This is a genomic window from Tissierella praeacuta (genome assembly GCF_040396155.1).
Lineage (GTDB): Bacteria > Bacillota > Clostridia > Tissierellales > Tissierellaceae > Tissierella > Tissierella praeacuta_A.
This window is the reverse complement of the sequence record NZ_JBEBOY010000019.1, coordinates 17,823-32,376: the sequence shown is the minus strand read 5'-3', so window position 1 is coordinate 32,376 and position 14,554 is coordinate 17,823. Positions and strand designations below refer to the sequence as shown.

Below are 14,554 nucleotides of genomic sequence, written 5' to 3'. Positions count from 1 at the left end.
TATCCCTATACAGTTTTCTTCGTATTATTATACCTTTTTTCCCATATACTGTCCTTTATATTTAACAACTTAGGATTGAAAACAGGATCAATTCCTTTAGCGATCTGTCCTTCATAATCCTTTAATATTTCAATTCCTTGTTTAGATAAAATTAATATTGCAATTATATTTAACCATGCCATTAATCCTACACCTAAGTCTCCACATGTCCAAATTAAATCACTTGTATTTAAAACTCCTGAGAAAGATGATAATATAAATATTATACGCATAATAAATATTGCAGTTTTATTTCTTGGGAACATATACATTATATTACTTTCTGCCTGATAGTAGTATGCAAGTAAAGATGTATAAGCAAACAAAAATATAGCTACTGCTACAAACTTGCTACCTAATCCTAAAAATAATGTATCTACAGCATACTGCGTATATAGTACACCATATTCTATACCAGGCAAATTCTCTACTATAAAGTTTCCACTTGCATCTAACACATTATATGAATTTGTCAATATTATCATTAATGCAGTTGCCGTACACACTAGCAATGTATCTATATATACGGAAAATGCTTGCACTAATCCTTGTTTCGCAGGATGAGAGGCTTCAGCTGCCGCTGACACTATTGCACCGGAACCTTGTCCAGCTTCATTTGAATAAACTCCACGTTTAACACCCCATGCTATGGTACTGCCTAAAATACCAGAGAATAAAGCCTCTTTCCCAAAGGCTGACTTAAATATCAAGGCAAATGCCTGTGGAACTTTTGTTATATTGACACCTATAATAATGAAAGCCATTATCACATATCCAGCTGCCATAATTGGTGCTATTATTTCTGCAGTTTTGCCAATTCTCTTAACTCCACCAAATATTACAACTGCAATTAATGCAGCTAAAATTAATCCTGTTAAGTAGATATTTATTCCAAAAGCTTCTTTCATAGAAGTTGCAATAGTATGGGTTTGAGCACCTGGCATCAATATACCTGGAGCTAAAATAGTCATTATTGCAAAAGCAATTCCATATAGTCTACTTCCTATTCCTTTTTCTATAAAATAAGCTGGACCTCCTATATAAATATTTCCTTCCTTTACCTTATATGCTTGAGCTAGAGAAGATTCTACAAAGGCAGAAGCGGCTCCTAGAAATGCAATTGCCCACATCCAAAAAATAGAGCCTGGACCACCTAACGCAATAGCAACAGCAACTCCTCCAATATTTCCTACACCAACTCTTCCTCCCACACTTGTTGCAAAAGCTTGAAATGGTGTAACTCCTGTTTCTGATGTTTCTCCTTTAGTTAATAATCTTATCATATCTTTGAAAAGTCTAACTTGTGGGAATTTCATCCTCAATGAAAAGTAAATTCCTGTTAATAGGCATAAACCTACTAGATACTTACTCCAAATAATAGTCTCTAAAAATGTTACAATGCCTTTAATATCCATATACTTTTCTCCTTATACAATATATTTAGGTTTGAAGGAAACCTATGAACTTTAGTGCAATTTTTATATCTTATTTAGATAAAATGGAACATATCCACCTCTCCCTTCCCGATTGCTATATTGTTATTATTTCAAATATTTAAACTATTTTGAATTAACAAAATCACTATTTAATTGAACTAAATCATCTATTAACTAAAATTAACTAATGATTACTAGAAACCCTATAAGTAAAAAAGGGGCTGTTCCATAACTAATTAAATTAGTTATGAAACAGCCCTGTTTTACTTTTATGGACTTTTTATTTTGAAATAGCTCCTTTTATTTATTCATAATTATTTCTGCATTATTATAAAGATTCTCTTTATAATCCTTTAAAAATTCATTTATATCTGTTTGAATATCTTCTTCATTATTACTTCGTGAGTGCATTATATTTATATTTTCTTCCATATATTTAGAAACTAATTTTTCTTGTAATTTCATAGTACTTAATATTTTATAATTGTAATCTCTTACTTGTTCTTTATATTGATCCATTGTAATATTCATTTCCTTTACATATTCTTTTAGTATTTTCATATTTTCATCATCATCTTCTTCTAAGGATTCAAATAAGTCATTCGTGTAATCCTCAACTTCACTTTCCGAAACAGTAAAACCTTCCTCTTCTGCTTCATTTACTATCAATATAAATTGAATATACTCTTTAAGCAAAGTATCATCATCTTTATCTCCATTATATGACTTTCTTGTTTCTCTAAATATATCAAATTTCTTCTGTGATATTTCTATACCATTAACATAGCATAAAATATCATCATCTTTCTCTAGCTGTTCTATAAATAAATTTTTAACTTGTTTTGCTATACCTTTTCCATTTATAGTGTTACTAGCATACACTATACTTGACATTATAGTTAACATTATTAAAGTAATTACAGTACCATACATATATTTTTTTTTCATTTTATTCAGCCCCTTTTATTTTTAAATAACTGTTTTAACTACTTCATAGTTATACTTGTGTTTACAGATGATATTGGATTTACAGCATCATCACATTTTAATGAGAAAGTTGTTTTGGCTTTAGCCGAGTATGGTTTTATTCTTACTTCTTTATTATTTTGTCTAGTTGAGATTCCTTCGGCATCTCCTGGTAAAATCATCTGATATACTTTATCTAATAGATCACTTGTTCCAACATATTTATCATTTGAATTATAAAAATTCACTTTATTTATTGTTGAGTTATTTAAATCTAATAAAACCCACCCTGTCCAATCTGTATAATATGATCCCATAATACTTGTCTTAATTACTACTTCATCACTATTTATATAATATTCTTCTGTATTAAAATAACTATGCTTTGCAGCACATGGAATTAGACCAATATCTGTTGTTACTAAAAATTTTGCAGTTCTATTTCCTCCATCTGACTTTTCACTATATGCATAAGACTCATTATTACCTATAAATACTAAAGCCATGCCATTGATAAACATACTATTTTAGAGCTCAATTTAATTTTCATAAAAATCCTCCCCTTTTCTATAGGGTTAATATATGATAACATAAGCACTATGATAAGTTTGTCAAAAACTGTCTATTTTAATTTTGATAAGAAAATTTAATAATTTCAGTATATCTTTAAAGCCTGAGCCTACAGGTTTTTTTATTATCAAAAACTTAGAGAATGTTTTCATCTGCTAAAATTTTTATAGCGAAGGGAAAGATTAAATTTAAATTTATATCTTTGTCACCTTCGCCTATTTTTTATAAAGCAGATGAAATTATAAAAGAAAATGTGCAAACAGATAAAAAAATTAGAAAAGATGCAGTTAGATTGTGTGATATTGTAGTTACCTCTGATCCAAAATTCTATAACAAGTTAACTGATATTGAAATAAGAAAATTTTTTAAAGAAAACTATGAATTTTTATGTAACAGATATAGAAATGAAAGTATAGTTTATTCGACTGTTCATCTCGATGAAACTACACCTATCTAATATATGATCTAAATTTGTCCTAACATCTTCAATAAAATATTTGCAATAATTGCAGAACCTAAATAAGTTCCTACCATTACAAAAATTGCAAGCACTACAATTCTCCATCCCGTCTTTTTAAGAGAATCTAGATTTTTTCCAGTATAGATTCCTGCATATCCCAATATAGGAGTAGCTAATGCTAGAAAATTAACTTTTGAAACTAAATTTGATATAGTTGCTGCTCCAGGAACTCCAGGTACTGTAAATAATGTAGACAATGTTACAATATATGCCACACTAGGAATTTTAGCTGGAATTATCTTAGCTAATAGGATTCCAACTACTGCTATTAATACTAAAATCAACATACCCGGAATTGCTTCTATCATATTGACCTTATAACCAACATAGTTTCCTACAACTGAGATTAATGCTGTTATCAACAATATAATAATTGAATCCTTTAATTTCATATTAATTTTCCTCCTTAGCTACAGGACCTTCAGGTAATTGCCCATATTTTATTTTATACACCCTCTTATATAGCCATTCAGACATTGGCAGTGCTATCCATAGTGACATATATAAACCATCTAGTCCAGAGAGCATATTACTTGCAGCTCCAAAAGCTGTTATCATCTCTTCCATTTCTGGAAACATAGCAACTAGTGAACCTACTCCCGCTGTCATCATACTGCCTGAACCTACTCCAGAGGCCATAGCTAAAGAATAGGGATGCAGCGGTGTATTTGCAGCAAGAAAACTTGCCATCAATCCAATAAATATAGTTCCAAATACAGTTCCAACTATATATACTCCTAGTACTCCCTGTCCTTCCTCACTATCAAGTCCAAACTTATCTCCTATTAAAGCAACATTTGGTTCTCTTGCTATTGAATGAGCTCCTCCTATGGCTTCCCTTTTCAACCCCAAGAATACAGCAATTGGAATTCCCAATAAAACAGTTCCTATATTTCCAAACTCTTGCAAAATAAGAGCAGGACTAGCAGCCAATATTTTAGGCAAAGTAGGTCCGATATTTGTACCATACTTAGCCATTAGAAGCATTAGAGTTAAACTTATTAAAGACCCAGCATCATCCATTTCTTTTTCTTTTGCAATATTTAAAAACTTAGGAGTCAATAATACACCGAAAATCATAGCATATAACATTGGTAACAGTACGATTGTTCCGATTCCAATGGGAATATTTACAACACCAATAAATTCAGAAATAACTACTAGCCCTAATGCCAATAAATGTAGTTTTACATTCCTCATTTTCTCACCTCATTTTCTTTTGATTTACATAAGATATTCCATGTAATACCATATTACTCATTACCACTGATGCAATAATAATTGCTCTATCATCACCATCAAATCTTGGATTATGCCAAACATAGTTCATATCTTTTCCCTTGTTTCCTACTCCAAGCCAAAAGAAAAATCCAGGTATTTTTTCAGTAAAAATTGAAAAATCCTCTCCGCCCATTGAAGGTATTGGATCAATAATTCCTTCATCTCCTACTATTTCCTTTGTTGCATTATATGCTAATTTTGTTAGCTCATCGTCATTAAATACAGCTGGCAAATCAAAAATATAGTCTAGCTCAACCTCTACCATATATGCCTTTGCCGTATATTCTAATACTTCCTTTATCCTCTTTGGCAGCATTTCTCTTACATATGGATTGAAGCTTCTTACAGTACCTGACATTTCCACAAGTTCTGAAATAACATTATTAGCAGTTCCAGCATTAAAAGTGCCTATGGAAATAACTGCTGAATCTAAAGGACTAATATTGCGGCTTATTATTGTTTGTAAATTCATTACCATAGCAGATGCTGCTATAATAGGATCCCTTGTAGCATTTGGTATGCCACCATGTCCTCCCTTACCTTTCACTCTTATTCTTATAGTATCAACAGCTGCCATTAATCCACCTTTTTTAATGGCAATCTTCCCCCATGGTATCTCTGGATTATTATGAAGTCCAAATATTAAATCAGCCTTAACATCTGTAAATAAGCCTTTCTCAACCATTAATTTTGCTCCCTTGTTTACTTCTTCTGCTGGCTGAAACACAAATATTACATTACCCTGCAACTTATCTTTAATATTAGATAAGATTATTGCAGCACCTATTACAGATGAAGTATGAAAATCATGACCACAGGCATGCATTATTCCATCTATTTTAGATTTATATGGGATATCATTTAATTCTTGAATTGGAAGTCCATCAATATCTCCTCTTAAAGCAATAGTAGGTCCTGATTCTTTTCCTCTTAACAATCCTACGACACCAGTTTCTATTCCTAAGTCCAATATTTCAATTCCTAAAGAAACAAGCTTTTCTTTAATCTTCTCAGTAGTTTTATACTCCTTAAAACTTAACTCTGGATACATATGAAGATCTCTTCTAAATTCAATTACTTCCTTCTCATATAATCTTTTCAGCTCTTCTAGATTTAGCATAATAGACCTCCTTATTTAATGACCCTATTCTGTAAAATCTATATCCCCTTGAACAAATAGTACAATTTATCTAATATCTATGACTATTCAAAATATCCTTTATAAAGCGGAAACCTTTTACTTATTTCTAATACTTCCTTCTTTATTTCATTAAGTTGATCTTCATTATCTATGTTATTAGCTACTTTATTTATTATTGAACCTATTTCATTCATATCCTCTTCTTTCATTCCCTTTATTGTCATTGCAGTAGTTCCTATTCTAACTCCACTAGTTACCATTGGCTTTTCAGGATCAAAAGGTATCATATTTTTATTTACTGTAATCCCAACATAATCCAATGCTGTTTCTAATTGTTTACCTGTTAGTCTCTTTGGTCTTAAATCTACTAACAATAAATGTGTATCAGTGCCGCCAGATACAATTCTAAATCCAAATTCTGATAATACTTCTCCCAATTTTTTAGCATTTTTTACAACTTGCTTCATTAGATTTGCAAATTCTTCTGTAGAAGCATGTTTAAATGTATATGCCTTCGCCGCCATAGTATGAAGATGAGGTGAACCTTGAGAGCCTGGAAATATTGCTTTATCAATTGCCTTAGCATGTTCCTCTTTACATAATATAAAACCGCCCCTTGCCCCACATAAGGTTTTAGTAGTAGTAGATGTCACAAAATCTGCATATTCCATAGGATTAGGATATATTTTAGCTGCTACAAGTCCTGCAACATGAGCCATATCTACTAATAAATATGCCCCTACAGATTTTGCTATTTCTGATATCTTCTTGAAATCAATAATTCTTGGATAAGCACTTCCTCCTGTAACTATAAGTTTTGGATTATGCTCTTTTGCAAGTCTTTCAATTTCATCATAATCAATTAACTCTGTTTCTTTATTTAATCCATAAGCAATGAAATTATAAATTTTTCCTGAAAAGTTTACTTTATTACCATGAGTTAAATGTCCACCTTGATCTAGTCTTAGTCCCAATACTGTATCTCCAGGTTCTAGTACTGCAGCATAAACTGTCTGATTTGCCTGTGAACCTGAATGTGCCTGTATATTTGCATGTCCAGCATTGTAAAGCTGTTTTGCCCTCTCTATACCTAGAGTTTCCATTTTATCTATTACATGACATCCTGCATGATACCTTTTTCCGGGAAAGCCTTCTGTAGTTTTGTTTGTTAATATACTACCTTGCAGTTCTAGTATCTCAGTTGGTACATAACTTTCTGATGCAATCATTTCAATACCTGTTCGCTGACGCTCTAACTCCTCATTTACTATTTGAAATAATGTAGAATCTGTTTTCTTTAAAGTATCTAACATATTGGTCTCTCCTTTACATAGTTGGTATAATACATTATTTCAAATATTCAAATTATTTTAAATTAACTAAATCACTATTTAATTGAACTAAATCATCTATTAAATAGGCAGTAGCTTTATGCTACTGCCTATAATTTTTAGGTGTGTTTCCAGTTATCATCTTAAATGTTCTATAAAAATAATTTAGATTATTAAACCCTACTTGACTTGCCACTTCCTTAATAGGGATTTCTTCACTATGCATCAGTTCTATTGCTTTATCAACTCTAATTTTATTTAAATATTTTATAAAAGTCATATCAAAATATTTATTAAATAATCTATTAATTTGATTTACACTAATATGAAAATCTTTAGCACATTGATTTAATTGAATTTCATCTCTATAACTAATATTTATATATTGAAGAATATCATTTAACAATGGATTATCAGTAAATCTATACCCTATAACCCTAGAAATTGATTGTTCTAATCCTTTAGACTCCACTGGTTTTAACAATATATCCTTTGCTCCTAATCTTAAAGAAGACTGAGCATACTCAAAATAACTAAAAGCAGTAACTACAATAAAAGTTATTGGTTCAATATAGTAATTATTTATATACTCCATAACATCTATCCCATCACTACTAGGCATTTCTATATCTAAAAAAACCAGTTCTGGCTTTAAGTCAAATATTCGCTTTATAGCTTCTTTTCCATTTTCAGCCTCTCCTACTACTTCCAATGGCATATTATTATTCTTTATTAAAATCTTTAATAAATCTCTAGCTAAGGCTTCATCATCAACAACTAATGTCTTAATCATAATTCCTCCTTTATAGCTGGAATTACTATTGTTACTTTAGTCCCAATGTTTTTTTTACTTGAAATTTTGAATTCGAAATTATTATGATGAAGTAATTCTAGCTTTCTATATATCATCATCAATCCACTGATTATAAATCCTTCTGCTTGTCCTTTAATCATATTATTCAGCTTATTAACTTCCTCCTCATCTAACCCAGTTCCATTATCTTGTATCATAATGGAAATCCTGTCTTGTCGTTTTGTACAATTAATCTCAATATTAAGATTGTCCACTTTGTTTCTAAAACCATGAACAAAGGAATTTTCGATTATTGGCTGAATAAAATTAAAGGGAATTCTTGATAATTTAGCATCTGCACAAATATTGATATTTACATTAAGTCTTTCGCCATATCTTAATTTTTGTAATTCTAAATAATCCATAATAAATAAAATCTCATCATTTAATGTAGCAATAGAACTGCTGGATTTTAATGAATATCTAAAAATCTTCGATAATCTAACTATTGATTCATAAGTATTTATACTACCTTCTTTTATGGCTAAACTAGCAATTGCATTTAATGTATTGAAAAGAAAATGATTATTAATTTGTATACTTAAAACTTGCTCTTTTGTAGACTTTAGACTCTCCTCAAGCAATAATTCATTTTTGGCAATATCTTTGATAATCTCTTCTTTTTTATATAATTCCATCTCAGTGTTTTCCAATAAATAATAATATGAGATATTTTTGCTTAAAGTTTTTATATGCTGTAATATAGCCATAATACGTCCTTGATGTACTACTTGAATCTTGCGAAATGATTCATAGTCTTGTCCCAATTCTTCTTTCATATCCATATGATTTTCATCATATATCCTAATATGTCCTCCTTTTATAGTACCAACTAGACTATTGTTGATAATAATCGGCATAACAAATACCCTCAATCCATATTGACAAACAAAGGCAAATGGATCTTTATAATGGGGAGGCATATATTCATCATAGATATTATATAAGTTACAGTTTCTTGTATCTTTATGTACATTACATTTTTTCATACAAAATTCTGGATAATTATCAGAAATAATAACCGGATTATTTGTTTTATCAAATATCGATAATGGAATTGCTAATATCTCACTGGCCTCATCATATAGATGCTTAATCTTATGATTTAATACTATGGTATCTTCAAAATCTTCTATATACATCTGCCCATTATTTAAAATATAATTTGAAGGAGTACGCTGATTATAATATACTGGAACAGATATCAACAATTCTTTTATTGGTATTTCTCCAGTATTTATAGCTTCATGTACTGAGCCTGCATCTATATGATATAAGGAGCCAGGTTCTTTGATACTTAATTCTTTTCCTATAACTTGTTCTCCTAGTCCAGATAACACATATAATAATTGCTCATCTCCATAATGAATATGCTCTTTCTGCCTTTTCCCCGGTAAAATTGTACTAATCCCTATATGCATTATATTTGTCGAATTCTTAATATCTGGTTCATAAATCCACTCTATACTACCCCAATCAAAATACTGTATATGGCCCATTATTTTCACTCCTAAAAGTATTGATTATAGATAAGTTTATAACGATTTTAGAATATTAAAATTATTCGCATATTCATATATAGTTTACTATATTCCTACACAAAAGTAAACTTGTATTACAGCTGTACAGTAAAAAAGGTATTGATAAATCATTCTATTTATCAATACCTTTTTTCTAAAATTCCTTCATCTTATATATTCTTTTTGAAATCTGTAAAGATATTAAATATAATATTATTCCACTAACTGCAAATATAAGTGCAAATAATTTTAAATCCATTCTTATTATATTTTTAAATAAATTTGTAGTCTCAATTTTTCTTCCAAATCTACTTATTACATTAGGCAAAATAATCAAAAGCATGTAAAATATTTGGCTAAAGGCCTGGGATTTTCCTATACTATAATATTGAAATGGTAAATATATTGAAAAAAATACTAAAGATAATCCAATAATGAAAAATATATCAAATATAGTAACTGGACTACCTATGGCTTTACTGCTTATGATAATTTTAGATATATTTGATGTTATAAATCCAACTCCTGATATGGCAAATATATAAAACCCCATGGATATATATTTTGCTCCAACTATATCATATCTATTGACTGGCAGAGAATTTAACATCACATCTGATTTAGCTCTTATCTCATGGTGAGTAGAAAATATTGAAACTATATATATCATTATAAAAACAGAAAATCCATATATAAGTTTAGATTTATATATATTTTCAGTAACCATTCCAATATAACCAAAAATCGCCACTCCACAGAATACAAATAAATTTATCATTCTAAGTAATCGTATGTCCTTAATCACAAGCTGTTTCATCTCTATCCCTCCTATGCCAAATCCCTTGTTTTATATAATCCGATAGATATTACCATTGATACCAGATATACTATAGCTGTTATAATTAGTGAATTTATTCCTTGAATATTTAATGAGTTAAATATATTAATATCTTCACTAGATCCAATAACACAAATATTTATAATTATCATATACATTACTATATTTACAATATTACCCAATTTAGGTGGTAACTTAAAATATGCTGGTAAAGATACTGATGTAATAATGGTAAATATAATTAATGTCTCTTTTATTACGGAAATATTTAATCCCCCAGCTATTTTAAGTTTAAAAATACTAATAATCCAAAAATATACTCCAACTAATATAACACTTAAAAAATAATTTATAAATATGGATATATACTTGCTTATTACAACCTCCTTCTTTGTAATTGGTAAGGATTGTATTAGAGTATGAGTATTATCTTTTATTTCATATTTAAAAGGCATATTAGTTAATATATAGCCATAACTTAATATCATCAAAGGAGATATATTTGTACTATTGATTTCCAATATTAATAAGAGAAAAGGAAAAAATAATATTAAAAAAACTACACTTTTTTTATTTGAAAAGTTCAACATTAAATCTTTCCTTATTAAGTTTAACATCTCTCTACCTCCTTACACTGTAAACCATTATATCTTCAAGTGTTGGTCTTTCTATTATTGCTTCATCACCAAATAACTTTTTTAATTTTTGTGGATTTTCTACTAAACCTTCAAATCCAACTTTTGTTTCCCTAATACCTATAAATTCTTTTCTTATATCATCATCCAATAGATTATTTCCACCTTTTATTATTCCATAGGATTCCAAGATATCGTCTTTGGATTTAGAGAAAATTATTTTTCCATTATTTATAAATGTAATATAATCTGCAATCTTTTCTAAATCTGTAGTTATATGAGTAGAAAAGAAAATAGATTTATTTTCATCCTGAATTATATTATATAATATATCTAAGATTTCCCTTCTAAATACTGGATCTAGTCCTGAAGTAGGTTCATCCATTATTATTAAATCTGCATTATGAGATAAAGCTACTCCCAAGGAAAATTTCATTTTCATCCCTTTAGATAACTTCTTTATTTTTTGGCTAATGTCTAAATCAAAGTCCTTCATATATTGATTAAATAATCTCTCATCCCACTCTTTATAAAAAGGTGCTATTATATTTTTCATTTGTTTGATAGTTAAATCCTCGTAAAAGTAAGATTCATCATATACAAATCCTATTCTATTTTTAATTTCTTTTTCAAATTTTATATTATCTTTGCCAAATATTTTTATTTCTCCAGAATCTTTTTTTAGTAAATTCATTATAAGCTTTATAGTTGTACTCTTACCTGCACCATTTGGTCCAATAAATCCCATAATATAGCCAGACTCTAATTTAAATGATACATTATCAAGTTTAAATTTCTTAAAATTCTTAGACAAATTTTTAATTTCTAGCATAGTTAAACCTCCTCAAATAAAATTCTCAACATTTCTTTTATCTCTGCATATCTAAGTCCTAATAATTTAGATTCTTGTACCACTTCAGATAATTTATCTTCTATAATCTTTAACTTCTTTTCCTTTAACAGCTCTTTATTTTGCATAGCTACAAATGAACCTTTTCCTTGCATTGTTTCTATAAATCCTTCTTTTTCCAATTCCTCATATGCCCTCTTAGTGGTAATAACAGATATTTGAAGATCCTTCGCAAGACCTCTTATAGATGGTAAAGCCTCTCCCTCTTCTAATTCTCCCTTTATTATCATGGCTTTTATCTGCTTGGCTATCTGTTCATATATAGACTCACTAGAAGAATTAGATACTATTATTTTCATAATCAGCCTCCTAACATAACTGTTATTGTTGTATATACTGTATATAATCTATATATACAGTATATACATATATTATACCTTTGTCAAGAAATTTTTCAGTTGACAATTATATAAAATTCATCTATTATACTAATGTAAACCCTTTTATATATTATAGTTTACAATGGGGAGGTAATAAAATGAAAATGTCTACAAAGGAAATGGCTTTAGTCTCTATGTTTACAGGCCTTACTGCCATAGGAGCTTTTATTAGTATACCCTTAGGTGATGTACCTATTACTTTGCAAACTTTGTTTGTTATTTTATCTGGTCTTATTTTAGGACCTAAATTAGGTGCTCTATCCCAAATAGTATACATAATCTTAGGATTAATAGGAATACCAATATTTGCAGGTTTTAGCGGTGGTCTTCAAAATATAATGAAACCTAGCTTTGGATTTGCTATTGGATTTATCTTTGCAGCTTATATTGTAGGAAAAATATCACATTCAGGAAATAAGTTGTCACCTAGAAAAATCTGGATTGCATCTTTAGTTGGAAACATAATAATATATTTATTTGGGCTACCTTATATGTATTATATAGTAAATATAGTAATGGCAAAGGGGCTATCATTTAATCTCATTATAAAAACGGGGTGCTTACTTTTCTTGCCTGGAGATTTTATAAAATTTATAATAGCTTCAATTGTTGCCATAAAGACCTTACCTACACTTAATCAAAAAGGATTATCCTTAGATTAAGATAATTATATATCTTTTATATACTTATTATGGAACTTATTCTTTATTATACTCAAATTTTACTATAAAAGGCTTTAAAAGCCTTTTTCTTTTCATTTTATAAAAACATAAAAAATAGCTGTCTCAAATTTTTATTTTGAGTCAGCTATTTTTAATTAGCTTATTTGAATATCTGATTTATCTGGTAGGAGCATTCCTAAAACAGCGCCCAATATTGCTGGAACTAGCCATGACAATCCCCATGATGCCAAAGGTAAATATTTAACTATATGAGTAAAATATGTCCATATCTTAAACCTATATAAAAGCTCCAAAGTACTTACTATTAAAGTGGCATATATTGCATGTCTGTAAATGTTCTTATTTGGTTTGTTCCCCAAGATCATAGTTAATAAAATCATTACTATTACAACTGGATACATGAATACCAGTATTGGTTCTGAAAAAGAGATTATAGACTCTACTCCTCTTACAGACATAATAGCACTAAATATTGTAGTTGCTATTACTATTGTTTCATATTTTAATTTTCCTTTACTTATTTTACTAAAGTATTCCCCAACTGTAGCAGTAAGTCCTATGGTAGTCGTCAAACAAGCTAAGGATACTACTAATCCTAAACCTATTTTTCCAAAGCTCTCTAAAGAATTATCTGCTATATTTACTATTAACTCTACCTTTTCTATATCCTTTGAAAATAAAGAACCTCCAGTGGCTCCTAAATATCCTAATCCTCCATAAACAATAGTTAAACCTCCTACTGCTATTAGACCAGCCTTCTTAGTCATACTGATTTGATCTTTTTCATCATCATATCCACTTTGAATTAGAGATGTAGTTATTATTCCGCCAAATAATATAGATGCTAAAGCATCCATAGTTTGATATCCACTAATGAACCCCTCAGAAAATGGTCTTGCAAAACTTTCCGGTACAGGCATTCCCATAGGATCTAGAATACCTTTAACTATAATTAAACCTAATAATATAAGTAATGTAGGTGTTAAAATCTTACCTATTTTATCAATTACTCCATTTGGTTTTATAACTAATAATAAAGTTAATCCAAAATACAGTATAGCAAATATTGTAGGATTTCCATTAGGCATGATAGGTAAAACTCCTATTTCAAAAGCAGTTGCTCCTGTCCTTGGAATTGCTAGTAATGGTCCTATAGCCAGAACAACTGTTATACCTAAAAATTTACTAAATAAAGGAGAAACTCTTCTTCCCAGTTTATCTACATCTCCTCCAGCCTTAGCAGAAGCCATTATGCCTAAAAGTGGCAATCCAATTCCTGTAATAAAGAAACCGAAAATTGACCAATTCCATTTCTGACCTGCTAGCAACCCTAAAAATGGAGGAAATATTAAATTTCCTGCACCAAAAAACATAGAAAATAATGCCGCTCCTAAAATAAATGCATCGTTTCTTTTCTTTTTCAAAACATCACCTCTTCAAATTTAAAAATT

General features: G+C 29.4%; 16 protein-coding genes. 2 read left to right on the top strand and 14 right to left on the bottom strand.

All coding sequences use genetic code 11. The features are described from left to right. Positions 1–5 precede the first annotated feature (5 nt). From ABWP20_RS10610 to ABWP20_RS10600, 3 genes are all read right to left on the bottom strand, one after another. Complete coding sequence (locus ABWP20_RS10610) at positions 6–1,454, bottom strand: alanine/glycine:cation symporter family protein (RefSeq protein WP_353095774.1); 1,449 nt, start codon at positions 1,452–1,454, stop codon at positions 6–8. A 321-nt stretch (positions 1,455–1,775) separates the two neighbouring features. Further along, positions 1,776–2,423: a SurA N-terminal domain-containing protein gene (locus ABWP20_RS10605; protein WP_353095773.1), complete on the bottom strand. Its 648-nt coding sequence runs from the start codon at positions 2,421–2,423 to the stop codon at positions 1,776–1,778. 38 nt (positions 2,424–2,461) lie between these two features. Beyond that, positions 2,462–2,962: a hypothetical protein gene (locus tag ABWP20_RS10600; RefSeq protein ID WP_353095772.1), complete on the bottom strand. Its 501-nt coding sequence runs from the start codon at positions 2,960–2,962 to the stop codon at positions 2,462–2,464. Between the two features lie 191 nt (positions 2,963–3,153). Here ABWP20_RS10600 and ABWP20_RS10595 point away from each other — a divergent pair, with 191 nt between their 5' ends. After that, positions 3,154–3,468 (top strand): plasmid recombination protein, encoded by a 315-nt coding sequence (locus ABWP20_RS10595; RefSeq protein WP_353095771.1) that lies wholly within the window; start codon positions 3,154–3,156, stop codon positions 3,466–3,468. Between the two features lie 8 nt (positions 3,469–3,476). Here the strand turns inward: ABWP20_RS10595 and ABWP20_RS10590 are convergent, their stop codons facing one another. The 10 genes from ABWP20_RS10590 to ABWP20_RS10545 all read right to left on the bottom strand — a co-directional run bounded on the left by ABWP20_RS10590 (position 3,477) and on the right by ABWP20_RS10545 (position 12,339). Then, positions 3,477–3,923 (bottom strand): DUF340 domain-containing protein, encoded by a 447-nt coding sequence (locus tag ABWP20_RS10590; RefSeq protein ID WP_353095770.1) that lies wholly within the window; start codon positions 3,921–3,923, stop codon positions 3,477–3,479. Between the two features lies 1 nt (position 3,924). Beyond that, the gene (locus ABWP20_RS10585; protein WP_353095769.1) at positions 3,925–4,731 is read right to left on the bottom strand and encodes a DUF3100 domain-containing protein; all 807 of its coding nucleotides are present in this window, start codon (positions 4,729–4,731) and stop codon (positions 3,925–3,927) included. A gap of 4 nt (positions 4,732–4,735) precedes the next feature. Then, positions 4,736–5,932 carry a M20 metallopeptidase family protein gene (locus tag ABWP20_RS10580; RefSeq protein WP_353095768.1) on the bottom strand — a complete coding sequence of 399 codons (1,197 nt, stop codon included), beginning with the start codon at positions 5,930–5,932 and terminating at the stop codon, positions 4,736–4,738. A gap of 83 nt (positions 5,933–6,015) precedes the next feature. Next, positions 6,016–7,266 carry a serine hydroxymethyltransferase gene (gene glyA / locus ABWP20_RS10575; RefSeq protein ID WP_353095767.1) on the bottom strand — a complete coding sequence of 417 codons (1,251 nt, stop codon included), beginning with the start codon at positions 7,264–7,266 and terminating at the stop codon, positions 6,016–6,018. A 121-nt stretch (positions 7,267–7,387) separates the two neighbouring features. Beyond that, on the bottom strand, positions 7,388–8,077 hold the full coding sequence (locus ABWP20_RS10570) for a response regulator transcription factor (RefSeq protein WP_353095766.1): 690 nt from the start codon (positions 8,075–8,077) through the stop codon (positions 7,388–7,390). Further along, positions 8,074–9,636: a histidine kinase gene (locus ABWP20_RS10565; protein ID WP_353095765.1), complete on the bottom strand. Its 1,563-nt coding sequence runs from the start codon at positions 9,634–9,636 to the stop codon at positions 8,074–8,076. Before ABWP20_RS10565 ends, ABWP20_RS10570 begins: the two co-directional genes overlap by 4 nt. 175 nt (positions 9,637–9,811) lie before the next feature. After that, the gene (locus ABWP20_RS10560; protein ID WP_353095764.1) at positions 9,812–10,474 is read right to left on the bottom strand and encodes an ABC-2 transporter permease; all 663 of its coding nucleotides are present in this window, start codon (positions 10,472–10,474) and stop codon (positions 9,812–9,814) included. A gap of 11 nt (positions 10,475–10,485) precedes the next feature. After that, positions 10,486–11,112, bottom strand: a complete 627-nt coding sequence (locus tag ABWP20_RS10555) for an ABC-2 transporter permease (RefSeq protein ID WP_353095763.1) — start codon at positions 11,110–11,112, stop codon at positions 10,486–10,488. Positions 11,113–11,116: 4 nt separating this feature from the next. Further along, positions 11,117–11,962, bottom strand: a complete 846-nt coding sequence (locus ABWP20_RS10550) for an ABC transporter ATP-binding protein (RefSeq protein ID WP_353095762.1) — start codon at positions 11,960–11,962, stop codon at positions 11,117–11,119. 2 nt (positions 11,963–11,964) lie between these two features. Beyond that, a complete protein-coding gene (locus ABWP20_RS10545) occupies positions 11,965–12,339 on the bottom strand; it encodes a GntR family transcriptional regulator (protein WP_353095761.1) in 375 nt (124 codons plus the stop codon). 179 nt (positions 12,340–12,518) lie between these two features. On the opposite strand from ABWP20_RS10545, the gene ABWP20_RS10540 reads away from it, so the two are divergent. Beyond that, positions 12,519–13,082 carry a biotin transporter BioY gene (locus ABWP20_RS10540; protein ID WP_353095760.1) on the top strand — a complete coding sequence of 188 codons (564 nt, stop codon included), beginning with the start codon at positions 12,519–12,521 and terminating at the stop codon, positions 13,080–13,082. Positions 13,083–13,237: 155 nt separating this feature from the next. Here the strand turns inward: ABWP20_RS10540 and brnQ are convergent, their stop codons facing one another. Then, a complete protein-coding gene (gene brnQ / locus ABWP20_RS10535) occupies positions 13,238–14,527 on the bottom strand; it encodes a branched-chain amino acid transport system II carrier protein (protein ID WP_353095759.1) in 1,290 nt (429 codons plus the stop codon). Between the last annotated feature and the right edge of the window lie 27 nt (positions 14,528–14,554).